The 26155-nt window shown below is 68.3% G+C and carries 18 protein-coding genes and 4 pseudogenes; 13 read left to right on the plus strand and 9 right to left on the minus strand.

What is annotated here, in order from left to right:
• Window positions 1–26: 26 nt before the first annotated feature.
• The 4 genes and pseudogenes from ACWGJY_RS09245 to ACWGJY_RS09260 all read left to right on the plus strand — a co-directional run.
• Complete coding sequence (locus ACWGJY_RS09245; RefSeq protein WP_453260161.1) at window positions 27–647, plus strand: LysE family translocator; 621 nt, start codon at window positions 27–29, stop codon at window positions 645–647.
• A 72-nt stretch (window positions 648–719) separates the two neighbouring features.
• Window positions 720–1331, plus strand: a complete 612-nt coding sequence (locus ACWGJY_RS09250) for a phosphoribosylanthranilate isomerase (RefSeq protein WP_453260162.1) — start codon at window positions 720–722, stop codon at window positions 1329–1331.
• A gap of 18 nt (window positions 1332–1349) precedes the next feature.
• Window positions 1350–2003 (plus strand): annotated as a pseudogene (locus ACWGJY_RS09255) (cysteine--tRNA ligase); the annotation flags it as partial.
• Window positions 2000–2617, plus strand: a pseudogene (locus ACWGJY_RS09260) (tyrosine-type recombinase/integrase); the annotation flags it as partial. The pseudogenes ACWGJY_RS09255 and ACWGJY_RS09260, both read left to right, overlap by 4 nt.
• Window positions 2618–2824: 207 nt before the next feature.
• On the opposite strand, the gene ACWGJY_RS09265 reads toward ACWGJY_RS09260, so the two are convergent.
• The 3 genes from ACWGJY_RS09265 to ACWGJY_RS09275 all read right to left on the minus strand — a co-directional run bounded on the left by ACWGJY_RS09265 (window position 2825) and on the right by ACWGJY_RS09275 (window position 7429).
• Window positions 2825–5602: an NACHT domain-containing protein gene (locus ACWGJY_RS09265; RefSeq protein WP_453260163.1), complete on the minus strand. Its 2778-nt coding sequence runs from the start codon at window positions 5600–5602 to the stop codon at window positions 2825–2827.
• Window positions 5599–5970 (minus strand): hypothetical protein, encoded by a 372-nt coding sequence (locus ACWGJY_RS09270; RefSeq protein ID WP_453260164.1) that lies wholly within the window; start codon window positions 5968–5970, stop codon window positions 5599–5601. Before ACWGJY_RS09270 ends, ACWGJY_RS09265 begins: the two co-directional genes overlap by 4 nt.
• Before the next feature lie 160 nt (window positions 5971–6130).
• The gene (locus tag ACWGJY_RS09275; RefSeq protein WP_453260165.1) at window positions 6131–7429 is read right to left on the minus strand and encodes a DUF6801 domain-containing protein; all 1299 of its coding nucleotides are present in this window, start codon (window positions 7427–7429) and stop codon (window positions 6131–6133) included.
• A 1295-nt stretch (window positions 7430–8724) separates the two neighbouring features.
• Here ACWGJY_RS09275 and ACWGJY_RS09280 point away from each other — a divergent pair.
• Window positions 8725–8939, plus strand: a pseudogene (locus tag ACWGJY_RS09280) (phosphotyrosine protein phosphatase); the annotation flags it as partial.
• Window positions 8940–9128: 189 nt separating this feature from the next.
• Here ACWGJY_RS09280 and ACWGJY_RS09285 read toward each other — a convergent pair.
• Window positions 9129–9602, minus strand: a complete 474-nt coding sequence (locus tag ACWGJY_RS09285) for a MarR family winged helix-turn-helix transcriptional regulator (RefSeq protein ID WP_453260166.1) — start codon at window positions 9600–9602, stop codon at window positions 9129–9131.
• 191 nt (window positions 9603–9793) lie between these two features.
• Between ACWGJY_RS09285 and ACWGJY_RS09290 the strand changes: the two genes are divergently transcribed.
• The 3 genes and pseudogenes from ACWGJY_RS09290 to ACWGJY_RS09300 form a co-directional block, all read left to right on the plus strand.
• Window positions 9794–11248 carry an MFS transporter gene (locus ACWGJY_RS09290; protein ID WP_453260252.1) on the plus strand — a complete coding sequence of 485 codons (1455 nt, stop codon included), beginning with the start codon at window positions 9794–9796 and terminating at the stop codon, window positions 11246–11248.
• Window positions 11249–11305: 57 nt separating this feature from the next.
• Entirely contained in the window at window positions 11306–13378 is a 2073-nt protein-coding gene (locus ACWGJY_RS09295; RefSeq protein WP_453260167.1) for a HelD family protein, read from the plus strand.
• Window positions 13379–13449: 71 nt separating this feature from the next.
• A pseudogene (locus ACWGJY_RS09300) lies at window positions 13450–13584 on the plus strand (tyrosine-type recombinase/integrase); the annotation flags it as partial.
• 154 nt (window positions 13585–13738) lie between these two features.
• On the opposite strand, the gene ACWGJY_RS09305 reads toward ACWGJY_RS09300, so the two are convergent.
• Together ACWGJY_RS09305 and ACWGJY_RS09310 are read right to left on the minus strand one after the other, a co-directional pair.
• Entirely contained in the window at window positions 13739–14611 is an 873-nt protein-coding gene (locus ACWGJY_RS09305; protein ID WP_453260168.1) for a pentapeptide repeat-containing protein, read from the minus strand.
• Between the two features lie 2 nt (window positions 14612–14613).
• On the minus strand, window positions 14614–14817 hold the full coding sequence (locus ACWGJY_RS09310) for a hypothetical protein (RefSeq protein WP_453260169.1): 204 nt from the start codon (window positions 14815–14817) through the stop codon (window positions 14614–14616).
• Window positions 14818–16146: 1329 nt separating this feature from the next.
• On the opposite strand from ACWGJY_RS09310, the gene ACWGJY_RS09315 reads away from it, so the two are divergent.
• The 4 genes from ACWGJY_RS09315 to trhA all read left to right on the plus strand — a co-directional run bounded on the left by ACWGJY_RS09315 (window position 16147) and on the right by trhA (window position 19682).
• Window positions 16147–16350, plus strand: a complete 204-nt coding sequence (locus tag ACWGJY_RS09315; protein ID WP_006604711.1) for a cold-shock protein — start codon at window positions 16147–16149, stop codon at window positions 16348–16350.
• 347 nt (window positions 16351–16697) lie between these two features.
• Complete coding sequence (locus ACWGJY_RS09320) at window positions 16698–18209, plus strand: DEAD/DEAH box helicase (protein WP_453260170.1); 1512 nt, start codon at window positions 16698–16700, stop codon at window positions 18207–18209.
• A 250-nt stretch (window positions 18210–18459) separates the two neighbouring features.
• Entirely contained in the window at window positions 18460–18768 is a 309-nt protein-coding gene (locus ACWGJY_RS09325) for an SCO5918 family protein (protein WP_327156055.1), read from the plus strand.
• A gap of 260 nt (window positions 18769–19028) precedes the next feature.
• Complete coding sequence (gene trhA / locus ACWGJY_RS09330) at window positions 19029–19682, plus strand: PAQR family membrane homeostasis protein TrhA (protein ID WP_453260171.1); 654 nt, start codon at window positions 19029–19031, stop codon at window positions 19680–19682.
• A gap of 286 nt (window positions 19683–19968) precedes the next feature.
• Here trhA and ACWGJY_RS09335 read toward each other — a convergent pair whose 3' ends face one another.
• Complete coding sequence (locus ACWGJY_RS09335; protein ID WP_453260172.1) at window positions 19969–20307, minus strand: MerR family transcriptional regulator; 339 nt, start codon at window positions 20305–20307, stop codon at window positions 19969–19971.
• Window positions 20308–22104: 1797 nt separating this feature from the next.
• Here ACWGJY_RS09335 and ACWGJY_RS09340 point away from each other — a divergent pair.
• Complete coding sequence (locus ACWGJY_RS09340; RefSeq protein ID WP_453260173.1) at window positions 22105–23064, plus strand: tellurite resistance/C4-dicarboxylate transporter family protein; 960 nt, start codon at window positions 22105–22107, stop codon at window positions 23062–23064.
• 416 nt (window positions 23065–23480) lie between these two features.
• Here the strand turns inward: ACWGJY_RS09340 and ACWGJY_RS09345 are convergent, their stop codons facing one another.
• Entirely contained in the window at window positions 23481–24635 is a 1155-nt protein-coding gene (locus ACWGJY_RS09345) for a catalase family protein (protein ID WP_453260174.1), read from the minus strand.
• Window positions 24636–24693: 58 nt separating this feature from the next.
• Window positions 24694–26046: a Dyp-type peroxidase gene (locus ACWGJY_RS09350; protein ID WP_453260175.1), complete on the minus strand. Its 1353-nt coding sequence runs from the start codon at window positions 26044–26046 to the stop codon at window positions 24694–24696.
• Between the last annotated feature and the right edge of the window lie 109 nt (window positions 26047–26155).

A 26155-nucleotide genomic window follows, 5' to 3' on the forward strand; every position in this document is an offset into this window, starting at 1 on the left:
GCACGCCCCCAAGGGAGCACTCATCCATGAGTATTGAGTGTCTGATCACGGCCTTCATCATCGTGGTCTCACCCGGGACCGGCGCTGTCTATACCGTGGCCACGGGAGTGACTCGCGGACTGCGCATGTCGGTTGTGGCAGCCTTCGGCTGCACCCTCGGGATCGTCCCGCATTTGGCTGCGGCGATCGCCGGCCTGGCCGCGATCCTGCACACCAGCGCAGTGGCCTTCGAGAGCTTCAAGTGGGCCGGTGTCGCCTATCTCCTCTTCCTCGCCTGGCAGACCCTGCGGGAGAAGGGCTCGATGAAGATCGACACCGAGGGCGACGCGAAGACCGAGAAGTCGGCGGCCGGCGTCACCGGGACCGCCATTCTGATCAACTTCCTCAATCCGAAGCTGTCCATGTTCTTCCTGGCGTTCCTGCCCCAGTTCGTCCCCGCCACCAGCACCAACACGCTCCCGCAGATGCTCGAACTCTCGGCCGTATTCATGATCATGACGTTCGTCGTATTCGCTATCTACGGCGCCTTCGCAGCGGCAGTTCGCGACCACATCATCACCAAGCCGAAGGTGCTGGCATGGATGCGCCGCACTTTCGCCGTGGCCTTCGTGGGCCTCGGCGTCCAGCTGGCCCTCGCCAGCCGCTGACCGCCTGACCCGACGTCTACTCGCCCGACCCGGACGCGCTTCCGGGGCGGGCGAATCCATGTGAGGACCCGGATGCAAAATCACCTGTTCATCAAGCTCTGCGGGCTGAAGACCGAACAAGACGTGGACAAGGTGGTCGAGGTCGGGGCCGACGCCATCGGCTTCATGTTCGCCGACAGCCCTCGCCGGGTAGACGCGACCACTGCCATACGGCTCGTCAGGCGCGTCCCGTCCACTGTGATGACCGTCGGTGTCTTCCGCAATCAGGCGGCGTCGGAAGTCCGCTCGTTGGCCGATCTCACCGGCGTGCGCGCCCTGCAGCTCCACGGGAACGAAGGACGGGCCCACTACACCGAGCTCGGGCAAGAAGGCTGGACCCTCATCCGGGGAACCGCCTACCGGGAACCCCTGCCTCGGCGCGGGCAGCTGGGCGAGGACATCCTTCTCCTCGACGCGCCCACCCCCGGCGCAGGGGTCCCCTGGGACTGGTCCCGCAAAACCTTCCAGTCTCCCGGCTCACCATGGCTTCTGGCCGGCGGTCTGACTCCCGGCAACGTGTCCGACGCCATCCAGGCCACTCGCCCCTGGGGCGTCGATGTCTCCAGCGGCATCGAGAGCACCCGAGGGGTCAAAGACCCTGCCTTGATCGAAGCCTTCATCAAGGCTGCCCGTGCTGCATCCTGATCCCCCTGAGGGGACGCCATGACCATCCACTTATACGACACCAGCGCCCGGCAGATTCGCGATTTCACCCCGCTCACGCCGGGCTGTGTCTCGATCTACCTGTGTGGCGCGACCGTGCAGGCCGCCCCACACATCGAGCATATCCGGTCGGGACTGAACTTCGACATCATGCGCCGCTGGTTCGCCTACCGCGGCTATGACGTCACGTTCGTGCGCAATGTGACGGACATCGACGACAAGATCATCGCGAAGTCGGCCGAGCAGGGCCGCCCGTGGTGGTCGATCGGCTACGAGAACGAGGTCGCCTTCAACACGGCGTACGACGCTCTCGGCTGCCTGCGCCCGACCTACGAACCGCGCGCCACCGGGCACGTCCCCGAGATGGTCGAGATGATGCGCGGCCTGATCGAGCGCGGCCACGCCTACGCCGCCGACGGCAACGTCTACTTCGACGTGAAGTCCTTCCCCGGCTATCTGGAGCTGTCCAACCAGGAGTTGGACAATCTGCTGCAGCCGTCCGGCGCGGGCGAGACAGGCAAGCGGGACCCGCGCGACTTCGCCATGTGGAAGGCGGCACGGGACGGCGAGCCCAGCTGGGAGACCCCGTGGGGCCGCGGCCGGCCGGGCCGGCACCTGGAGTGCTCGGCGATGGCCCACAAGTACCTGGCTACGCGCTGGCCGAAGCCATTGGACCACGCTGGCGCATCATGATCTTCCTGGGTGCCTTCGCGTCCTTGCGTCCCGAAGAACTCGCGGAGCTGCGCCGCAGCGATATCGACCTCGACGAGGGCGTGGTGTGGATCAGGCGCGCCACACCAGAGCTGACGAACGGCAAGAAGGTGATCGGCAATCCGAAGTCGCGGGCGGGCAAGCGTGCGGTGTACCTACCCGACTTCATCGTGCCCGAGCTGCGCCGCCACCTTCAGTGGTTCGCGGAGAAGGAGCCGGACGGACTCCTCATCGTGGGCGAGCGTGGGGCCGCTCTGCGGCGGTCGTCCTTCGGGCGCAAGTGGCGCAAGGCACGCATCGCGGTGGGACTGCCTGACAACTTCCGCTTCTACGACCTTCGCCACACCGGCAACACTCTTGCGGCCGACTCAGGCGCGAAGCTCAAGGACCTCATGGTCCGCGCGGGCCAGTCCAGCCCGAAGGCTCAGCTGATCTACCAGCACTCCAAGAAGAAACACCAGCGCAAGCTCGCGAAGAGCATCGACGCCGAGGTGCGCCAGCAGCGCCGGGAGGCAGCCGAGCAGCTCCAGGCGGGGAAGCGGCAGCACTCCGGCTGAGGACCGTGTCGGTGGCAGCCGGTCAACGGTGGAGCCGACCGTTGACGTGAGTTTTGTGGTACGCGGACGAGGCTGAGCCGCCCCGGACGGTGTGGTCACCGAGGTCTACGCCTGGACCAACTCCATGGGCCAGGCCGGGTCTGCCGGGGCCTTGGCCCTCGCCGGGGCCCATCGTGACATCGACCGCTGAACACCCCGGGCGGGGGGTTACGCGACGCCGAAGAACACGCTGCCCGTGCCACCCAGGTCGGGGGAGTAGAAGTACGCGTTGATCGCGCGGCTCAGATCACCCTTGCTGAGGCAGCCGTCGCCGTCGGTGTCCAGCTGGCCCAGCACGCGCGAGGCGTCTCTGGCAAGGTCCCACATTTCGAGGTACCGCGTCAGCTCCTTCTCTCCGATGTAGCCATCGCGGTCCGCATCGATAACCTCGAACACCGTCGCTCCGAAGACCGCGACCGGCTCGTGCAGAGCCGGGTCTGCGGTAGTCGCGCCGGCAGCGGTGCGGTGCTGTTCGCGAGACAGGCGGCCGTCGGTCTTCGCGTGACGCTGCAGACCGGCCCAGTACTCCTGGTAGAAGAACGCCAGAGCCTTCGCCTCGGGGGCGTCCGCGGCGAGCTTGTAGGCGGTGCGGTAGCGATCGACGATCCGCTGGTAGTCGGCCCCGTCGACGTAGCCGTCGCCATCGGTGTCGGCGACGTTGAACAGGCGGTCCAGGTTGCCGGTACGGTGAAGGATGCGCTCAGGCGGGGTGCCGGCGGTCGCGCACAGGTGGTCCCGGAGCCGGGCGTGGCGGAACTGGTAGACCGTGCCGACCTGGCGCAGGATGCCTCGCTCGTAGGCGTCCTGCAGGAACGCGTCCAGGTCCCTCGGCAACCATCCCGTCAGGGGCAGCCAGATTCGGGCCAGGACTACCCAACGTCCCCAGGCGGTCATGGTGCCGACCCCGAGCGCGATCACGGATCCGGCCGCCAGTCCGGCCCCGAGTCCGGCCAGGGCACTGTTCGTCGCGAGCCCGAATACGATCCCGTACCCGGACCCGATCACGAGCCCGATAGTGAGTATCTGCTTGAGTACGGTGGCGCGGTTCGTGTTCAACAGGACCGACGGGAGGGCGTGTTTCTCTTTCGGGATGACAGTCTCGAACCCGGCCCCGAGCGCGGCGATGAGCCCCATCGCGAACCCCAGGCCGATCCCGCCCGCGAGTTGCTCCCCCGCACCCAGCGCGATCACGGGCCCGGGGACACCCCGGAGGGCCAGCAAGGCCGCGCTTCCGAGCGCCCACAGGAGTCCGAACAGGAGACCACCGGCGAGCCCGCCCGTGACTCTGGGGCGAAAGCTCTCCCGCAGTCTTGTCTTCGTCCCGTTCTCCGTCCAGCCCCGAAGCCTGATCTCCATGAGCGACGGTTCGAACTTCGGTCCGCCGACCTTCATCTTCGTGACGAACCCGTGCATGAGCCCGAAGGTCAGACCCAGCCCGAGCCCGTTCACCGGGCCGGTGATGCCTGCCGCCATGAGCCCGTACGCGGGCCCGTACAGGAGCCCGCCCTCGGACCCGAAAACGAGCCCGGCCACGAGTCCGGACGCGATTCCGACCGTGACCCCGACCCGCAGCATGAGCCAGCGCAGCTTCACGGTGGTCCCCAGCCGCCACCATTCGATGTCGGGCGTTTTGAGTTCCGTCAGATGTGCGGCGAGGTAGCCGAGCCAGTGCTGGGCGCGTTCGGGGTCCCAGCGCCGGGGTTCTCCTGCTGCGGGCTCGGTGCTGAGAAAGCGCTTGTAGGCGGTAGGGATGAAGATGTCCAAGAGGTGCTTTTCAAGGGCTTCTCGGGTGTCGAGCTCCTCGGCTGTCAGCAGTTCCGATGGGTTGCGCTCGGATTCGTAGATAAATCGGGCAAGTGTGACCATCAAGGGGGTAGTCAGCACGGCGGCGAGATTGGCGCTGGCCTGTGTGTGGGGACGGCGGCGTAACTCACTCAGGACGTAAGCCCACCCGTCCTCGGGGGCGACGTCCCTACCGTCGGGGAGAGTTGTGCCGGTGGCCTTCTGCAGGTAATTGACGGAGGCGTCCAGGTTGAGGTCGATCAATTCGATAGCGGCGGCGGAGGGCACCACCTTGGTTTCTTCCCTGGCGGCTTCGATTTCGGCGCGGCGACTGGTCACGAGCAGCGGCATGGTGCAGCTGTTGAGTGCTATCAGCGCGTCTTTGCGCAGACCGACGGCGATCTCGTCGAACCCGTCCAGGATCGGTAGCACGTAGTCGGCACCCACCAGCGTGGCGGCCCACGTCTTATTACCGCTGGGGCCAGCCTCGGCGAGAAAGGGCTGATCCCGCTCCAACCGGCTGATCAACCAATTTCGCAGCGGGGTAGTTTTGGGATTCCATGATCCGAGACTGAAGATCACCGGCACCGGTGCTTTGTGGGCACCAGGACGCGCTTCCAGGCGGGTCAGTGCGAAACGTAGGGCCAGGGCGCTCTTCCCTGAGCCTGCCCGCCCCAGCACCATCAGCCAGCGGGACTTTGCCCGCTCGAGGACGGCCGTGATCTCGTCCCCTTGACCGGCCAGGTCCAGCGGGGCAGCATCCGTTGCCCCAGCCGGGGCGTTGCGGATGTCTCCCCCGCGGCCGAGCACTCTCCCAGGCACCGGTCGCCAGCGCACAAGCAGGTCCCCATCCCGTAGCCGCAGTTGTTCCTCCTCCTGCCGCAGGCGCGCGTGGACCTCATTAGCGAGCAGATCGGCCTTGTCGGCCAGCTCCTTATCAACGGAGCGGCGCTCGGCGCGCACTGCATGCACGAGTTGCTCGACCAACTTGGTCAGTGCGCCCTCGGCGGAGAACCCTTTGGTGAAGAGCACGTTGACATTGTGGTCGCCGATGCTGAGAATGCCCGAGACGTCTCCGACCGTGATCGGCGGCCATTCGCTGCCCGACTGGTCAGGAGTATGTGCGGCGGGCCCCGACTCCTGCGGATCCGGCGCGACGCTCACCGGTACAGGATGTTCGTCGCGCCATCGCCGGTGGAGATGATCCCGGCATTGTCCGTGACGGAGACGCTGCGCGCCCCGGTGGCCTGTGCGGCCGGGCGCTCAGGCAGCATCGCCGACAACTCACCGGTGAACTGCGGGTCGTCCCTCAGCGCTTTTTTGATCTGCCGGCGCAGTGCGGCTCGTACGTCCGGGTCCTCACCCCTCCCCGCCAGGTCGCTGACGGTGGCCTCAACCGACGCGGCGTCGGTTCCACGGTGCAGGATCCGGGCGAGCAGCTGCTGTCCCAGCCGCACCGTCGCTCCGGCCGCCTCGTCCTCGGCTCTGGTCAGCACGCCGACGCCGTACGCACCCGCTTCAACTGCAGGCATGATCTGGCTAAGCAAAGTGTCGATCTCAGCCAACAGAGGCACCTCCCTCTTCACGCAGATAGTCGGATTCCGTAGCCGTCCTCGCCACCCCGGCAGGCAGGCGCCTGTACCTGCCTGCCGCCCTGCTTGAGCCTCCGTTACGCAGGCGGGTGGTCGTTCACTACGCCTGTCGAACGTATTCGGTGCTGGGCTTCTCGTCGGCCACGACATCGACGTCTTTACTCTGTAGCAAGCCCGCGAGTTGGCTGTCCAGATCGACGCCACCGCTAGCCCGCGCGCTGACGCCCTGATGACCGGCCTGGTGTGGAACATGACGTTCATTCAGAGGAGTCCGGCCGTCCGTAACCTTCCGGCCCGTGCTGCCGTGCGATGTTGCCCTACCGTCACACCCTCGATGCTGGGGGGCAGCGGCAATCAAGACCTTCCGGTGGCAACTGACGTCGCCCCTTCCGGCCTTGGCACCTTCGGTAGGCCAGTCAGGCTTCGGGTTGATGTACCGCTGATCCCCTCCGTCATCACCGGTGCGGTGGTGTTTTTTCAGCCGCGTGCCGAGGAGGAAGGCGGCGGCGCATGCGACGAGCGCGCCCACGGCCAGCAGGATGAGGTCCCCGGTGTCCTGGCCGGCGGTCGAGGGCTTAGGGGCGATCGTGGGTTTGGTCGACCTCGGCGTCGGACGGGGGGAGTCCGTCACCGGTGTGGGGCTGGAAGCCCTGGGGCTCGGATTGCCGGGCGTGGCCGCGCTGTCCTTTGCGGGCCCGGTGCCCTCTGACATCGTCGGTTTGGGAACGGCAGCGCCCACCGGTCCGGTCGTCGGCCGCGGAGTGGCGGAGGCCACCGGTCCGGTCGAAGGGCTCGGAGGGGCGGAGGGCGCTGAACTCGGCTTCGTGATGTTGAAGGACGTCACGACGTTGCTTTGGCCGGTGTTCAGGGTGCATGGCGCGTCGCCCGCGAGTGTGATGGTGCCGGTCGCGTTCTTCGCGAGGAGGTGGAGGGTGAGGTTGCCGGCGGTGACCGTCCCGTGGCCTGGATGGCTGAAGGTGCGCGTGGTCGCGCCGGCGGTTGCCGTGACGTTGAAGGGACCGGATGCCGGGACGCTGGTCGTGGCCATGTGGAAGGGGACCGTGACGTCGAAGTCGTCCTGTGGCGCGGCTACATGGGCCCTCGCGTCCACCGTGCCCCCGAGGGTCTTCATGCCCGCCCTGTTGAGCCACTGGGTGAAACTCGCGCCCACCGTCGCCACCGCGTTGACGGCGATGGGCTTGCTGGGCGCGCCGACCGCGACCGAATTCGAGATGTCCGAGTGGATCTCTGCTGTGAAAGGCTGATCGCCGATCAGGGCCGCCGAGCACGTATAGCCGAATGCGGGCGACGACTGCGCGCCAGCCGTTCCGGCTCCGATAGTGCCCACCAACCCGCTTGCCATTGCCGAAGCCGTGGCGACCGCAAGGATGATCCTCATCCTTTGCCTGCCGCACCTGATGATCATGAGTTAGCCCCCGTCCACTGTTCGTGTGTGCGATTACTGAATGGCTCTCGTTTCCTAAAGCCCAGCATGCTACTCAGATCGCGTGCCCTATGCCGGATCTGCGGCGCCCGGAAGATTTCGATCAACCCCGGACGAATTCGATCAGTGGGGCACGTGACTTTCCGTGGAAGACGCGGCTTAGGCGGCTCTGGTTGCTGGGGCGCGCCCCAAAACACCATGCTGGGGGGTGACTTCCAGAAATCCCCTTCCTTGCTGACTAAAAATCAGGAAGCGAACATCTGTGCTTTTCGATGTTCGTGCACTGCACTGCGCCGCCGGTCGGCGGCTCGGACCACTTGGCCCTGGTCCTGACGCGGGGGCAGGTCATTTGGTGCGGACGGCGGTGGTGATCGCCCTTAGCTGTGGGCGTGTTGAGGGCGGCAGCGGCGGTTCGCTGATGGTGACGAAGATGGCGATGGAGCCGCTGCTGGAGAGGTCGCGCAGCAGGGCCTGGCCCCCGGGTTGGCGCTCTGGGGCTTACGTCCCATGCCGTACTCGCGGACAAGGCCGTCGTGGACCGCTTCTTCGGTGACGGGCTGGCCGTCGCGGGTTGCTGCGGAGACGAACTCCCGCATGGCGCGGATGTCGGCATGGGGCAGCGGGCGCGCCCTTGCCGCAGGCCCGTTTTGCATCGGCAATCCCACGACAACTTAGGCGCGGGTGACGCAAACCACAGAAGATGTGTCTTGCCATTTGAGACGCTTGGCTCTCAAGGTGCCTGAGTCGGTGCGGGAGTTGGCGAAACCTGCCCTTCCGTTAGGTGGATAGGGCTGGTGGAGGGCTGGTCGACCCGAAAATGGTCTAGACAACAAACAAGGCCCAGGTCGCCGACCTGGGCCTCAACTATGGAGCGGGTGACGGGAATCGAACCCGCGCTCTGAGCTTGGGAATCAACGGGGTCTGGGCCGATCGTTCAGCTCTGACCTGCGGAAATGCTGCTTTCCTCATTGTCCGGCGGTGTCCCGTCACGCCCCTCGTGACCGGTGTTGACCGGACTGAAGGGCATGGATGGGGCACGGTCGTTCGCGACGCTTGTGGAGTAGTGCTTTTGGCCGCCGATCCGTGTGGAAACGTGGCTTCCAGGAGTCCGCCGTACCGTCAGATTGCGCACGCACCGCTGGGCAAAGTTCCCGGGGCTTCCGCATCGTCCTGCCAGCTCCTTCTCCGGGGCCGCCTGATCGCAACTGGTGCTCGGGCGCGGCGCTCACGCGGTGGCCCCGACGGCCTATATCTCGGCCGAGGTGCCCAAGGTGCTCACTCCCGAGGCCGTGCAGGCGACCGAAGTCGTCATCAGGATGGGCTGCGGCGACACCTGCCCCGTCTTCCCCGGCAAGCGGCGCCTCGACCGGCAGTTGCCCGATCCCGCCGGTCAGGGTGTCGAGGCCGGGCGGCCACCCGTGACGGGATCGGGCAGCGCGTTCGCGGACTGCTCGACGAGATCGCCCTGAGGGGAAGGCGTGAGCATGCTGTCGGGTCACCGGCGCCGAGCCGCCAATGCGCCGGGACAGTGCACCTAATGCGGTATCGAATGTGCTGTTCACCGCCACTCGTTGATGGCTGTTACGAGGACGGTCGCCTCGTAAGGGACTGCGAGCTTGCCGTGTGGGGCGCCACGGCCCGGTGCCTCTTGGGGTCAGGTCTCGTCGGGGTGTGAGGGGCGCGGCCAGGTGCGTCCGTCGATGCGTTCGATACTGGTGTTGAACCGGCGGAGGTAGCCGGCGAAAGCGGCGATCTCTCCCTCTGGCCAGTCAGCCATGACGAGGTCCAGGGCGCGGATATGGGCCTCGCGCTCTTCGGTGAGGCGGCGGGTGCCTGCTTCGGTGATACGGAACTTGCGGGCCATGCCGCCCTCGGGGTCGGGGATCCGGTCGACGAGGCCGGCGCTTTTCATGGCGGCGGTGCGACGGTTCAGGGTGGAGACGTCGAGGCCGAAGGCGTCGCTGAGCTCGCCGATGGACATCGGGCCCTGGGCCGCGATGCGGCTGAGCAGGATGTAGACGCTGCGTTCCATCTGGCTGCCCGCGGGACGGCTGTCGGTATCGCTGAGGTACCGATGCCGACCGAATACGAGGTATTCGAGCTCGACCAGATGCGTGGGGCCGCCCATGGCGAATGTCCTTCCCATTACTGCGGTGACCTGCGGGTTCCGTGGGTCCGGTCTCAAGAATGACAGAGATGTGTCGCGTGAACACATTATGCGCGGCACACATTGTGTGCGTTTCGCAATCTTTGTGCGTGGTGCACGCCATGTGTATGGTGCACATCATTCGTCGGCCCTGCACCCCTGAGGAGCCTGTCATCTCTCCCGAACAGACCACTTCGCGCACCGGCGGGATCGTCGCCACGCTCGCCTTCACCGGCACCGTGGCCGCGATCATGCAGACCTTGGTGACCCCGCTGATCAGCGAGCTGCCCCAGTTGCTGCACACCTCCCCGGCCAACGCCTCCTGGGTCATCACCGCGACGCTGCTCTCGGCCGCCGTGTTCGTGCCCATCAGCGGACGCCTCGGTGACCTGCTGGGCAAGCGGCGCATGCTGCTGGCCTGCTGCATACCGCTGCTGATCGGGTCGGTGCTGTGCGCCCTGACCTCCTCCGTCGTGCCGATGATCATCGGCCGGGCGCTACAGGGCATGGGCATGGGCCTGGTGCCGCTGGGCATCAGCCTGCTGCGCGATGTCCTGCCGCCCCAGCGTCTGGGCTCCGCGATCGCGTTGGTCAGCGCGTCCATGGGTATCGGCGGCGGCCTCGGCCTGCCCATCGCCGCGGCGGTTGCCGACTACGCCAGCTGGCGTGCGCTGTTCTGGGGCGCCGGCGTCCTGACCGTAGGCATCATCGTGATGATCTGGTCCTTGGTGCCCGCCCCCGCCACCCGCGCTGCGGCCGGGGGGCGCTTCGACTTCGTCGGCGCCCTGGGCCTTGGGGCGGGGCTGGTCTGCCTGCTGCTGCCGGTCTCCAAGGGCGGCGACTGGGGCTGGGGCAGCGCCCGGACCCTCGGTCTGTTCACCGTCGCCGCAGCCATCCTGCTGCTGTGGGGGCGGTGGGAGCTGCGCAGCGCGGACCCGCTGGTGGACCTGCGGGTGACGGCCCGACCGCGGGTGCTGCTGACCAATGGTGCGTCGGTGCTGGTGGGCTTCGGCATGTACGCCCAGGCGCTGATCATGCCGCAGCTGTTGCAGCTGCCCGAGGCCACCGGCTACGGCCTGGGGCAGTCGATGCTGGCGATGGGCCTGTGGCTGGCGCCCGGCGGTCTGATGATGATGGCCGTGTCCCCGCTGGGCGGTCGGCTCTCGGCCGCGCGCGGCCCGAAGGTCACGCTCATCGCCGGATCGTTGGCCATCGCCGTCGGCTACGGCCTCTCGATCGCGCTGATGGGATCCACCTGGGGCGTGCTGGCCGCGACCCTGGTCGCCAACGCCGGGGTGGGCCTGGCCTACGGCGCGATGCCCGCGCTGATCATGAGCGGTGTCCCGCTGTCCGAGACTGCGTCGGCCAACAGCTTCAACACCCTCATGCGCTCGCTGGGCACCTCCGTGTCGGCCGCGGTCGTGGCCGCCGTGCTCTCGCAGATGACCGTCACCATGGGCGGCTACCCCCTCCCCTCGGAGAACGGCTTCCGTGTCGGCCTGCTGATCGGCTGCGGCGTCGCCCTCGTCGCGGCCGCGGTCGCCGCCGCGATCCCCGCCCCGCCCGCCAGTACTGAGGCGGGCGGCACCGCGCAGGCCGTGGCCGCGAAGGACGCCGTCACGGCCTGATCCGGCCCGGACAGCGCCGGGGGATCGCACGCACACCGCACCACGAGGAGGCCCACGTTGTCGCAGGTTGACGCCGGGTACGCAGGTCAGACCGAGGCGGAACAGGCCTATGTCTCCGCCATGTACAAGCTGCTCGACCAGCAGCTCACCGACGTGCGCGAGGAGCTCAGGCGGGTATGGAAGGCACCCGCCGAGAACGCCGGCGAGGTGTATGCGCGCGATATCGCCGTTGAGTACCTGACCGGCCGGCTGGGCCGTCTCGAAGAGGCCGAGGAGGGACTGTGCTTCGGCCGGATCGACCACGCCGACGGCACGGTCCTGCACATCGGGCGGCTCGGCCTGCACACCGAGGACCGGGAGCTGCCCCTGCTGGTGGACTGGCGCGCGGATGCGGCACGCCCCTTCTATACGGCCACCCCCGTCCATCCGCTGGGACTGCGCCGACGCCGCCACCTGCGCCTGGAAGAACGCACGGTGGGCGAGGTCAGGGATGAAGTGCTCGACGGCTCCGCACCCACCGCCGGTGACGTCGTCGGCGACGGCCCGCTGGTGGCGGCACTGGAGGCGCAGCGCACCGGACGGATGGGCACAGCGGTGTCGACGCTCCAGGTGGAGCAGGACGAGATCGTGCGCTCCTCGCACCGGGGTGTGACCGTGGTGCAGGGCGGCCCCGGCACCGGCAAGACCGTGGTCGCCCTGCACCGGGCGGCGTACGTGCTCTACGCCTTCCCCCGGGCCGCCGAGCAGGGCGTCCTGGTGCTCGGCCCGAACACCCGCTTCCTCGACTACATCGCCCACGTCCTGCCCTCACTCGGCGAGAACGACGTCGTCCTGGCGACCACCGCGGACCTGACCGGGACGCAACCCACCGCCGGCGTCCCGGCCGACGTGGCACGCCTCAAGGGCAACGCCCCCATGGCCCAGGCGCTGGCCGGTCTGGTGCGCGCCCTCCAGGCGCCCAGCGGCGACTTCGCCGTGCAGGTCGGCCAGGAATGGATTCGCCTGGACCGCCAGGAAGTCGCAGAGGCCCGGGACGAGGCCGTCCGGAGCGGATTGGCGCACAACCGGGCGCGGGAGGTGTTCAAGGAACAGCTCATCGACGCGGTCATCGACGCGGTGGAGCGTGGCGCCGTCGACGCGCTGGAGCGCATCGATGCCGAGGTCGCCCAGAGCACCGGCCTGGACCTCGACCGGGCCACCCAGGCCGACCTGCGCACCCTCGGATTCGACGGCCCGGCCGCACACGTGGCCGACGAGTTCGACCGGGACACCGTGCGAGCGGAGCTAGCAGAGAGCGTCCAGGTGGACCGCGCCGTCGGACTGCTGTGGCCGTGGCTGACGCCCGAGGCCGTCGTCAACGCTCTGCTCGCCGACGCGGACGTGCTGGCAGCACGGCTGCCGTCGCTGACCGGCCACGAGCACGAACGTCTGCTGCGTAGGGTGGACGCGCCGTGGACGGGCGCCGATCTGCCGCTGCTGGACGAGGCCACGAGCCTGGTGGACGGCCCGCCCGCGCGCACCTTCGGACACGTCGTGGTCGACGAGGCCCAGGAGCTGAGCGCCATGCAGTGGCGCATGGTCGTCCGCCGCTGCCCGGCTCGGTCCATGACCCTGGTCGGCGACTTCGCCCAGGCGGGCCCTGCTGCCACCGCCCGCGACTGGACCGAGGCATTGGGCCCGCACCTGGGCACCCGATTCGCCCTGCACACCCTGACCGTCAGCTACCGCACCACCCAGGAAATCCTGGCGTCCACCCGCGACCTGCTCGCACGGATCGCCCCCGACCAGAGCCCCAGTACCTCGATCCGCCACGGCGATGCGCCACGCAGTCTCACCGCCCATCCCTGCACCCTCGCCACCGCCATCGCCGGGGAACTCAAGGCGCAGGCTGCGGCGAACCCGGGTGACCTGTGCGGAGTGATCTGCGCCGACCCCAGGATGGAGGAACTGGCCGCCGCCGGGATCACCGAGTGGGCGACCCTCGTGCCCGCCTCCGAGGCACGCGGCCTGGAGTTCGACACCGTCGTCGTCGCTGCCCCCGAGGAGATCGCTTCGGCCCGTCCCTGCGGCGAGCGGGACCTCTACGTCGCCCTCACCCGGGCCACCAAACGGCTCTGCACCATCACCTGACCGACCGCACGCTCACCATCCGACGCATGCCCACCTGCCCCGGACACCTCCGGGACTGCACAGACGGCGGAGCCGACATGATCGGGCTGCGCTGGCGGCTGATGATCCTCCTTGGCGCCTTCGCCTCGATGCGTCCCGAGGAACTCGCGGAGCTGCGTCGCAAGGACGTCGACCTCGAACTGAGGCAGGTAGCCGAAGCCTCGCCGTCCGCGGGTACGGTCCTGCGCGGAATCCTGGGAGACCCCGTACCGGCGTAGGTCTGGCGCTGAGGCCGCCGGCGCCGACCACGAGGGCGACCAGCGTGGCCGGCCCGCCTACCCTGGCGGCCCCGCGGCCCGCGCCCCGCGCGGCGGTGTGGCTTCAGCTGATGACGTTCAGGCCGAGGGCGGTGCAGATTTGGGCGGCCTGGCTCGGGGAGATGACCGCGCCGCGGAACTGTGCGGCGATGGCGATGGTGAGTTCGCCGAGGTCGGCGCCGCGTAGATCGGCGCCGGTGAAGTCGGCGGCCCGTAGGTTGGCTTCGGCGAGTCGGCAGTCTTCGAGGATCCAGTCACGGAAGTCGACGCCGCCGAGGTCGGCTTCGGTGAAGCGGATGCCGACGAGGTGGGTGCCGCGCAGGCTCAGGCCGTTGAGGTTGGCGACGGCCAGGTTGCAGCGGGCGAGAGTGAGGCCCAGTCCGCGGTGGCCGGTGAGGCGGGCTCCGATCATGCGGCAGCCGGTGAAGGCGGCATCGGCGAGCAGGGCGCCGCCCCACTTGGTGTTGGCCAGGTCGGCGCTGTCGCAGGTGAGGTCGCCGCAGTCGGCGTCGGTGAATTTGGCGCCGGCGGCGCTGCCGCCCTGCCAGCGGGCCTGATCGAGCAGGGCGCCGGTGAAGTCGGCTGCTGTGGCGGTGCAGTCGGTGAAGACGGCTTCGGCGAGGTGGGCGCCGCGCAGGTTGGCTTCGGTGAAGGTGCAGCGGGTGAACGTCCGGGGGCGCGGATCACGGCGCAGTGCCGGGCGCAGGTCCAGGCCGGTGAAGTCGAGTCCGGTCAGGTCGGTTTCGGTGGCGAGCAGCGTCAGCGGGTCTCCCGGCGGACCGGCCGGGTCGGCGTCATGGCCGTGGTGGCGGAACGGCGGTGGTACTGAACTATCCCGGCCGGGTCCTCCGCCAGCTCCTTGCCCTCCCGAGAGACTCGTCGGAAGGCGTCGGACTGCGTGTGGTCTCGTGACAGCAGGGCGCGTGACTCCAGCCACGTCTAAGCGTCCGCAAGCCCGTCCAGTAGTGCGTCTTCATCGGGCTCGCTCTGGAAAGCCTGGCGTGCCGAATTGACCAGCCCGCCGAACTGAAGATGTCGGCTGTTGCTGTCCGTGAGGTGCTGCAGGAGGAGGAGCGCGACGTCTCTGGTGGGCAGCTGGCGGATCTGCTCCGCAGGGACCGGCGGCACGTATGTGAAGGTCATGGCCGCACGCTAGAGCCGCGCACTGACAGCGCACCTGGACTTTCGCAGTTCTCGCGCAACCAGAGGGCGCTCGACGCTCGATGGCATGCGTGCAACCGCAGACGGTGCAGAACGGTCTCGGCCGTGGCTATTCGCAGGTGCATCGTTGCAGGCCACCCAGCGGTATGTGACGCAGGCCACGTAGATCGCGTCTCGCGATTCGAGATGGCGGACGATCAAGTCGCTGCAGAGGAGGTTGCGGGCGCCAATTCGCCGCGGTGGTCGGTGCGTTATGGCACGCGAATGGCACGCTGCCTAGAAATGGTCTAGGCAACAAACAAGCCCCAGGTCGCTGACCTGGGGCTTCCGTGTGGAGCGGGTGACGGGAATCGAACCCGCGCTCTGAGCTTGGGAATCAACGGGGCGCGTACGCGCCATTGCGGGTCTGACCTGCGTAAACGCGGGCTGTGGGGCAGAGTGAAAAGGGGCGGTGGAGACCCGTATTGACCGTGATTTACCGCTCGTCGGGGCATGCGGAGGGCACGGGCGTCGTCGGGAGGCAACTGCTTGCCGTCAAGATTCCCTTGCGGGCAGGCGGAAGAGAGGGGCACGCGGGTACCCGCGGCGGGATTGCTGGTGCAAGTGTGCAGGGCCGGCGTGCTCACCACCCCGCTTGCAAAGGTTCGTCGGGGTTGCCTCAGGCAGCGTCGGACGATCCCCGGCGGGCACGGCTCACAGCGCCCGCTCTTTACCTTGCAGGACCGAGGCGGCCTGCCTCGAACGAGCCGAAGTTCTTGACGTGGCAGATAGGGCGAAGGCGGTTGCCGTGGCCGCGAGCACGGACCCTCGTCCTCCCGGGTGATCTTGAGTGTTCTGAACCCCCGCGCCGCTTGGACTGCTGATTCGGTGGCCCGGTACAGGCCGTGCCGCGCCGCGATCCGCCCCCGACGGTTGCGCGGTGTGGTGTGGTTCGGCCAGGCACGGATGGAGCCCGGCCCGTGCCTGCGGAGCCTGGGCGGTGGCCGAGGAGGTCGACGCATTTCCGGTCGAATACGGGCGAGCGCCGATGCTGAATATCTCATGCCGCAACTGCAGAAATGGCCACTGGTGCGGTAAGGGTTTTTTACCCTCTCAAAAGCGTCGGGATCATGTGCCGCGCATGGCCGCCAGTACCGTGCTACCGTCGATCCCAGTTGCAGTTGTGGTTCCCAAAGACTTCAAGCGTGCTCGCTGTCGTACATGGCGGAGCGCTTTCGTATTTTCCGGTGTTTATTTCCGGACGGGTAATCAACGCAGCGATACGGAGTCCGCAGGGTGTGGGCTCCGGCACTGCCCCGAAGGAGATATGACATGGCTACTGGCACCGTGAAGTGGTTCAACGCGGAAAAGGGTTTCGGCTTCATCGAGCAGGAGGGTGGCGGCGCCGACGTCTTCGCCCACTACTCGAACATCGCTGCCCAGGGCTTCCGCGAGCTGCAGGAAGGCCAGAAGGTGAACTTCGACGTCACGCAGGGCCAGAAGGGCCCGCAGGCCGAGAACATCGTTCCCGCCTGACGCTGACGCGTACACCGTAGCTGGGGCCCGCACCTTGGGTGCGGGGCCCAGCTCGTTGCTTTTCGGTGTTTCCCGTGTGCCCCACAACGGCCGCACACGCGGCGTGCGGGCAGTCAGTTCGACTTCCCGACCGCTATGACACGGCGGGCAATCCGCCCGGATTCATGATCCGGCAACTGTTTCGCTCTTCTTTTGCGACGTTGCCGTTCCCGCTTCGGCGTGCAGGGTCGACATATTTCCGCCCCGCTTCGTTTCATCTCAATTCATCGGTTCGTTCTTGCGATTCTTTGTGTGCGGCTCATCGCTGCCGGGAATTCCTCGACGTACCCCATCGAGGAAGGTTCTCCTTGAACCGCACAGCTCGCACGAATGACCGCTACTCCCGCTCTGCCGGCTCGTCCGGCTCAGGCCGTGGCTACCGCTCCGGTGGGCCGAACCGCTCGGGCACGGGCCGTTCCGGGGGCTCCGGACGGCGTCCCGCGACACTGCAGGGAGAGTTCGCCCTGCCCGTCACCCACACTCCCGCCCTGCCCCCGGCCGAAACTTTCGCCGAGCTGGACATGCCGGCGGCGCTGCTGGCGGCCCTCAGCGCGGAAGGCATGTCCGCCCCGTTCCCCATCCAGGCCGCCACGCTGCCGAACTCGCTGGCCGGACGCGATGTTCTCGGCCGCGGACGTACCGGATCGGGCAAGACGCTGGCCTTCGGTCTGGCCTTGCTGGCCCGCACCGCCGGACAGCGCGCCGAGCCCCGCCAGCCGCTGGCCCTGGTCCTGGTCCCCACCCGGGAGCTGGCCCAGCAGGTCACCGACGCGCTCACCCCCTACGCCCGGTCGCTGAAGCTGCGGACGGCCACTGTCGTCGGCGGGATGTCGATCGGCCGCCAGTCCAGCGCACTGCGCGGCGGCGTCGAAGTGGTCGTCGCCACGCCGGGACGGCTCAAGGACCTCATCGAGCGCGGCGACTGCCGCCTCGACCAGGTCGCCATCACCGTGCTGGACGAGGCCGACCAGATGGCCGACATGGGCTTCATGCCTCAGGTCACCGCCCTGCTCGACCAGGTCCGGCCCGAGGGGCAGCGCATGCTCTTCTCGGCCACCCTGGACCGCAACGTGGACCTCCTGGTCCGGCGTTACCTCACCGACCCGGTGGTCCACTCCGTCGATCCCTCGGCGGGCGCCGTGACCACGATGGAGCACCACGTGCTGCACGTCCACGGTGCCGACAAGCACGCCACCACCACCGAGATCGCGGCCCGCGAAGGCCGGTCGATCATGTTCCTGGACACCAAGCACGCGGTCGACAACCTCACCCAACACCTGCTGAACAGCGGCGTGCGCGCAGCGGCCCTGCACGGCGGCAAGTCCCAGCCCCAGCGCACCCGCACCCTGGCCCAGTTCAAGACCGGCCACGTCACGGTCCTGGTGGCCACCAACGTCGCGGCCCGCGGCATCCACGTCGACAACCTCGACCTCGTCGTCAACGTCGACCCGCCGAGCGATCACAAGGACTACCTGCACCGCGGGGGACGCACCGCCCGCGCCGGCGAGTCCGGCAGCGTCGTCACCCTCGTCCTGCCCAACCAGCGCCGCACCATGAATCGCCTGATGGCCGACGCGGGCATCACCCCGCAGTCCACCCAGGTCCGCTCCGGAGAGGCCGAACTGAGCCGCATCACCGGCGCCCAGGCCCCCTCCGGCATCCCGGTCACCATCGCCGCACCGGTCGTCGAACGCGCCAAGCGCAGCGGCTCCTCCACGCGCGGCCGCCGCAGCCGCCCCGCCCAGGCCCGCCGTGCCGCCGGATCAGCCCGAACCGCGACACCGACTGCGCGGCAGACCTCCTCGGCCCCGGCCGCCTAGGCCGGTCCCGGACAATCACGCTCAGTTCGTCGGATCACCCTCGTCACGGAGGCTTTCGTCGATGCTTCAGAGCCACCCCCAGGCGGACCGCTCCGGCAAGGCAGCCGGCGACGCAACGCGCGCTGCGGGGCCTCGCCCGTGATCGGTGAGGACGGGCACGCCCTGAGCGTCGTCGTCCTCACCCGTTGATACCGCTCCCGCCCGGGCCGGCGATCCGTTTCCGGCTTCTCTTCGACCTTGTAGAGGCACTATGCGCGTCGTCATCGCCCGCTTCCCCTTCGACCTGCTCAAGACCGAGGTGCAGGATGCAATGAAGGGCATCAAACCCGAACCCGTTACGGGTGAGTCCGTGCTCATCGGCCGCCGCCATTACCCCGTCAAGCAGGTCGGGGAGATCATCACCCGGCAGGACCGCCGTGACTTCTCCGCCGGTGAAGTGACCCGAGCCCTGAGCCGCCTCGGCTTCGTGTGCCGCCCGGCTGCCGCGCTCGTGCCGCCGACCGGTCTCACACCACTGGAGACGGCGTCGGCCTTGCTGGGGCACCCGGCCCGGGCCTGACCTGACGGCTGTGGCGATGCAGGCCCGACGGTCCGAGGCTGACCTCCCCGAACGCTGTTGCGGGGTCACTCCTGCCGTGGCTACCTGGTTGTCAGCGAGGCCCGACAGCCCGAAGGAGGACGGAAGCTGTGTCCCGCGACGCCGCCGAATCCGGAAGTGAGCCCCTCGCCCCGGTGAGGGGGGAACGTGCTCCAGCCGGCCAACCCCGCGGAGCGCACCGCGCCAGTGCCGGTGAGGGCCCTCACCCGATTGCCGCTCTGGTGGAGCGAGGGGCCGACCTGGTGGAGCCGATGAAGCCGAAGCTTCGTGGCTGGCTCCACGCCGCAACGGTCCCCGCCGCGCTGATTGCTGGCGTCGTCCTGATCCGCCTGGCCCGGACCCCGCAGGCTGCCCTGGCCTGCACTGTGTACGCCGTCACCGCCTTGCTGCTGTTCGGGACGAGCGCCATCTACCACCGCGGTACCTGGGGGGCGCTCGGTGAGGCCGTTCTGCGTCGTCTCGACCACGCCAACATTTTCCTCATCATCGCCGGCACCTGCACCCCCCTGGCCGTGCTCCTCCTCACTTCGGCTCAGCGACCCGTCCTGCTGTGGGTCGTGTGGACGGGGGCGCTGGTCGGCATCGCCTTCCGCGTCCTGTGGGTCGGAGCTCCCCGCTGGCTGTACACCCCCTGCTACCTGGCCCTGGGCTGGGCACCGGTGCGCTACCTGCCCGACTTCTTGCACACCGGCGGAGTGGCCGTACTCACCCTGGTCGTGACCGGCGGTCTCCTCTACAGCGTGGGCGCGGTGGTCTACGCCCTCCAGCGCCCCGACCCCTCACCTCGCTGGTTCGGCTTTCACGAGGTCTTCCACGCCCTGACGGTGGCAGGCTTCACCGCGCACTACGTCGCCATCTCCCTCGCCGTCGGCTGACCACTGCGGTCTGCCGGCTCGTGGGCCTCATCGGTCCCATGTCCCGATGGCCCGCCCGGCCCGGAGGAACCAGAGGCGCGGAGCCTCGGACGTTGCCGCCAGATCAGGGGACATCTCGACCGCGGTGCTCAGCCCGGTTGGCGTCAGGCTGACGGCGAAGAGCTCCGGCGACGATATCGACGGAGCTCGTCTGCGTGGCTGCTGCGGGTCAGCTGTGACGCCGGCCTGTCCGACGCCGACTGAACGTCCCCGGCGCGGCCGCCGTGCGCGGGCGCGGAAGCGGACTTCAGACGTCGGTCTTGAGGCGGGGCCCGGAGGGTGAAGTGCGCAGTTCTTCGCTGATGCGCTGAGCTTCGTCGAGCTGGTCTTCGAGGATGACGATGCGGCAGGCGGCCTCGACGGGGGTCCCCTGGTCGACGAGTTCGCGGGCGCGTGCGGCGATACGCAGCTGGTAGCGGGAGTAGCGGCGGTGGCCGCCCTCGGAACGCAACGGCGTGACCAGTTTGGCCTCACCGAGGGCCCGCAGGAAGGCGGGGGTGGTGTCGAGCATTTCGGCGGCTCGACCCATGGTGTAGGCGGGATAGTCCTCGTCGTTGAGACGGTCGTGAGAGATTTCTGCGGTCATTTGCACCTCTGATGGGGGAATGCATCGTGGGGCCCTGGTGCCGAACACGCACCAGGGCCCCGAGGGATTGAACACCATCTGCCGGCTTACTGCGGTGCCGGCTTTCTGTTTCCGCACCGTCGCCCGGGAGAGGGCGGGAAGTGCGGGGATCGCGGATGCGTGACCGGGGACCACCTTCCAATCCGGGGCCTGCGGTACCCGAGCGGACTCACTTCCTCGCCCGGGCGATCCTGATGGCGTCTGCCTCCTTCTCATCCTTCTGCCGGCCTGCTTGCTACTGCGGATCCTGTGATCCCGCTCGCGGCCCCAGGGGCCGCCCGGCCCAGCAGCCAGTCGCGGGGCCCACCTGCATACCTTTCGGCCCCGCGACTCCACTGCCGTGCCTCTTCTGGCACTGCATGCGCGGCAGTTCGACCTCTGTCGCGCCTATCGATCTCTTGGCTACGACGAAAAGCCTAACCCCCGGGTGGCGGCATGTCTACCACCGCCGTGACAGGTTTTCTCTGAAGGTGATGGCCGAGCTTCTGTCGTCCATGTCTGAGGGAAGCTGCACCAGGAAGCGGCGGCGGCCGTTACGCCCTCCACCTCTTTACCGGCCCGGACGCGCTGACCGCCGCGGTCGGCGACCTCAGCTCAGCCCCCCGCGACCGCACACCTGATCTCAACGGCGGCAGTGGATTCGGCTGGCACATGATCCGCCACCTCACCAGCCACCTGGCCATCACCTCCGCCCCGGAGCCGGCAAGGCCATCCAGGCCCAACTCCATGGAGGCATGGGGTGGCTGGACGGAGGCTTCTATGTCTGGGAGGGGGCGCCCATGTTGCAGCCGATGAGCGTTGCCCACTTCACGCTGACTGAGCGCGTTCCGAAGCGCGCAGGCGAGGATGGCGGCTCGGTGGGAGTAGCAGCACGTACCGGGCCTGCAGGAAGGCGTTCGAAGGCGGTGACCGTCCCGGCTGATCGGGCACGCGACGGGCACGGGACGCCTCGCTCGGTCCAGACAACACAGAGGCCCAGTCGGGGAGTTGGCTCCCTGAACTGGGCCTGAGTCTTTGGAGCGGGTGACGAGAATCGAACTCGCGCTCTGAGCTTGGGAATCAATGGGGCCCGAGGCGACCATTGGGTGCTGACCTGGGGAAATGCCGCTTACCTCCCTCCTCCGGCAGTGTCCCGTCGTGCCCCTCGTGACCGGTGTTGACCGGGCTGAAGGGCACGGATGGGGCACGGTCGTTCGCGACGCTTGTGGTGCGGCGTCTTCGGCTGCCGATCGGTGTTGAAGGGTGGCTTCCAGGAGTCCGCCGTACCGTCAGATTGCGCGTGCAACGCTGCGTGAGGGTCCGGGGGCTTCCACATCGTCCCGCCGGCTCCTTGCCGTCCGGGCCTCCTGGCCGATGCTAGGCCGTTTCGTTCGGATCATCCTGCGGAGCGAGTCGCGCTTGACGAGGTCCCGAGTGCGGCTGGCTGTACAACCGTTTACAGAGGTTGACGGCCGCCCTCGAAGCCCTCTTGCTCGGTCTGGATTGAACCCACGATGTCGTCATCATCTATTGCGCCATTCGCCCCCGCCCCGATGTTCTGACCAACGGAAAGCAGAAGTCCGATCGTCGGGTGGGTGCAGCCGGAAGGTCTGGGGGCGATCGCCGCGCTCGCCGTTGGCTTCCTTGCTGACGGGGCAGGCACGCGAACTAATGTTCGATTTCCTGTGGGAGAAGGATGTCCGCCGGAATGACGCCCGCTCACCCGTCGGACACCGCATTGCAGTTGCGGCTCGTTCCACTGCTGCACATCGTGGGGAGATGGGCGATCGCGCGCCGTCCGAGGACGGGCTAGTCGGTTGGTGGGTGGAGCTGCCCCCGGGAGCAGGAACAGCGGTGATGGCGACCGGGATCGTCTCCATCGGGCTGCACCTGGTCGGACGGGAAGCGCTCTCATGGATCCTGTTCGTCCTCGCCGCCATCGCGTGGCTCGCGCTCGCCGTCGACTTCGCGCGGCAGCTGCTGCGCGACCGGGCCCGGTGGGAGGCCGAGGCGGGCACGCCGCCCGCGCTGACCGCAGTGGCCGCGACGACCCTCCTCGGGACCTGGGTCGCACTACGGGGGTGGTCGGGTGTCGCCGTCGCCGCGCTGGTCGTCGCGGTACTGATCTGGCCGGTGCTGCTGACGGCGGTGGTGCGGCACTGGCGGCGGCGCTTGCCGGGGACGGTGTTCCTGGTGTGTGTCGCGACGCAGGGCCTGGCCGTGCTGGCCGGAACTCTGGCCCTCTCGCTGCCGTCCGGGCGGCTCGCCTGGCCGGCGCTGGGCTGCTTCCTGCTCGGCCTGGCGCTCTATGCATTCGCCTTCCGCCGCTTCGACCTCGGCCAGCTGCGGACCGGCGCGGGCGACCAGTGGGTGGCGGGCGGGACGCTGGCGATCTGCGCGCTCGCCGGGTCGAAGCTGCTGGCCGTGCCCGCCTGGCGCGGCACCGCTCTGCACGACGTACTGCGTCCGCTCACGCTGGTCACGTTCGCCCTGTCCGTGTGCTGGTACGCCGTCCTTGTCTTCGCCGAGGTGCGTTGGCCGCGTCCGCGCTACGACATGGCGCGCTGGGCGACGGTCTTCCCGATGGGCATGACGGCCGTCGCCACCCTGTCCGTCGCCGACGCCGCAGCCGTGAGCTGGCTGCGGACGCCGGGCCAGGTACTGCTCTGGGCCGCTGTCGCCGCCTGGGCCCTCGCACTGGTCGGGCTGGTCAGGCACTTGGCCGCGTACTCCCGGTGACCTGTGCCGGGACGGTGTCAGGGGTCTTTCCGGGCACCCCTGGCGCGGCGGTACGCACCAGGTCGGCGGGGAAGGCGAGCTGGACTTCGCGTTGTTCGGTGGGACTGTCCACTCGCCTGTGGCACACCGGTCCGCTGCCGGCGGGGGTGCGATTTCGCGTGGGGGGCCACGTTGGGGGGCCAGGAATGGGCTCGGGACTGTCAGACGCTTGGGGGATGGGCATGATGGCACCAGACGGCATCGGCGCCATGCTGAGAGGGATCTGGGAATCGGCCGGGCTCACGCGAGATGAGCGGGCTCTGGCATGACAAGAAGTCCGGGGTGGAAAGTGGTTCGACCCGGGAACCTGAGGCCACGGGCCGCGTCTGCCAGGAGCCTGAGTCGCGGGGCGGCACAGGGGCGAGGAGCGCCTTCCCCTACTCGCCCCTCGCGTAGTCGCCATGGTGAGCCGGGCCAAGTATCTCGTCGGCGCTGCGGGGCTCTGTGCGCGGCTGTTGGTTGAGCTTGTGGCGTTCGATGGAGGAGTGCCGGTAGACCTCTTTGCGGGCTCGCATGATGTTGCCCAGGGGCGCGTGCTCGGCGGTGACCCGCCAGGGCGTGAAGGACAGTGCGTCCATCTTCTCCAGATTGTTCTGACCGGAGATGTCCTGTCGCGGCAATCGCAGCTTGGCCACGGTGACTGGCGGCGAGAGCTGCTCGGGCCACTCCACGGTGGTGTCCTCCACCGGCATCCGCGCCAGGTCGGTGCAGAGCTGGATCTGGATGTCGAAGGCGTAGGGCCGCTCTTGCAACTCGGCCACCAGGGCTGGCCGGAAGACCTCTGCCGCCGAGGTCGGGTCGATGGCGCGCTGGACCACCGCGGCGGCGGAGTGCGGGTCGGGGGTGATACGTACTTTGGCGATGTAGTCCCCGTGCCGGACCGCGCCCATCGTCCAGTAGCTCGACAGCAGCACGTTTGCCGGAGGGGTCTTCGACAGGCGGAGGAAGGCCAGGAACTCGTCCCATGCCCAGTTGTCCCGGTCGAGGGTTCCCTTTCCGGTCACGAAGTCGGTGAAGAAGCGGTGTGCGCCGGGTCGGCCGTGGGAGAAGTAGGACGGGGCGTCCAGGAACAGTTCCTGGATGAACAGGTAGTGCTCGACCGTGTTGCAGAAGAAGATCGGTCCGTTGATGTTGGCGTAGTCGAAGGTGCCGGTGTCCGGTTCGTCTTCCAGCAGGGTCGGGCCGTCGATGCCGAAGATCTTCAGTGCCAGTCCGGTGGCGGCGCCCAGTCGCGCGTCGGCTCCGGCGTGCGGCGAGCCGTTGGAGAAGCGGATGAGGGCATCGTGGGTTCCCGGAGTCGCGTAGATGCCTTGGGCGTACTCGGGGGGAAGCCCGTCCAGGATCTCCACTTCCCCTCGGACCAGCCCGTAGCCCTTGGCATGGGCGTCGCGGAGAGCCCGGCCGGTGCCACCTGCCTCGACCGACTCGGTGATGTAGCTCTCGGTCTTCTCGATCACCGTCTGCAGGTTCTGGGCGAAGTGCGGCTCAACGATATCGACGTCCGGCGTGTAGCGGACGAACTGTGCTGCCATGACTTCGACCTCTCTTCGAAGACCGTCGTGGGGCCGCAGGCGGGAGCAGGAACTGCCGTCAGCCTTCCAGCTCCGCGATCCAGCGCAGGGCACGCAGCCCCGGCAGGAAGCAGTACTCGCCACCGCGGATGACCACGAAGCTGGGCAGGTTCTGCAGGCGGCGCCGGACCGGCTTTTCCGGGATGGTGGCGCTGCCGGTTCCATCGTGATGTCCGGCTACCGGGTCCTTCTCGCCGGGGTAGCCGATGAAGTTGCCGTCGTTGACCCACTCGGCCTTGATGAACTCGAACTGCCGCTCAAGGTGGGCCCCGATGAATGCTCCGACCAGGCCGCGCTCGGCGCCGTCGTCCTCCAGCACTCCCTCCGGCAGCGGCGGGCCGTAGGTGGTGCCGCGGCGGATCAGGCGGTGCATCCGCGCGTCGCCGACGATGGTGGAATCCCGAGGGTTGACGCGCCGGATGTGCGCACCGGCAGGGCACCGGAAGCCACGATCGTCGTTCTCCCGGTACAGGAAGTTGTTGACGCGGTGCGGATCGGCCGCCAGCTCCGGATCATCGTGTTCCGGGCTCAGGGTCACCGGCGCCCCGCTGGGCCAGCGCCCGACCATCTTCGCCGCCAGGAGCGCCTCCTCCTCGGCGCTGGCAGTGTTCGCGCGCAGGTAGCGGCGCCAGGCCGCCACGTTGGTGTGGGCCTTGCGCACGGCCACGTAGGTTCCGTTGCGCCCCAGCACGTCGGGGCTGGGCATGGGCGGCAGATTGCCGGTTTCGTCGGGGTAGCCGAGGATGAACTCGCCGGCCTTGATGGGGGTTTCCTGCGGGTTGGAGCCGGGCAGGCCGACCCCTTCGATGTTGGGATGGCTGATGCCGTCGCGGAAACCGAAGGTGGTGCGCCCGGTGGGGAGCTGGTGGACGTCCTGCTGCCAGATCACCTGGACGCCGGGCGTGTCCTCGTAGGCGACGCGGGCTCGCTCCAGCTCCGTGTCCAGCTGCGCAGCATCGGAGGAGAGGGCGCTCAACGCGATATGGACATCGCCCGTTCCGAACGGTGCCTCCCAGTGGGCCGGGCCGCTCTCGCCCACGTCGCCGATCAGCTCTGCCCGAGCGGCCATGCCCTCGCGAAACGCCTGCGGAAAGCTGTCCAGGGACTCCTGGGGCAACCCCAGGGCCCTCAGCCCCTGATAGGTGAACGCCACAGCCACCCAGGCGCCCTGGCTCCGGTCCATGCTGGGCAGACCGCCTGAGGTCACCGGGAGCAGCCGCCGCAGCAAGGCGCGGCCGGCGTGGCGGTCGTCGACGCGCAGGAAGATGAACTTTCCCTCGTAGGGAACGGGCCTCGGACGCAGTGCGCCGCTTTGGATGTCGTCGATCTCGACGTGCACGCTGGCCGCGCTGCTGCTGTCCGCCGTGTTCATGATCTTTTGTGCCTCCGCATCGGTCTCTGCCTGCGCAGCCCTGAGTTGGCCGGCCCGCGCCCGCTGCCGCGATCCCGCCGATGTTGGTCGGCTCTGAGTGTTGGTTGTG

It is taken from the genome of Streptomyces sp. NPDC054765, from assembly GCF_053612065.1.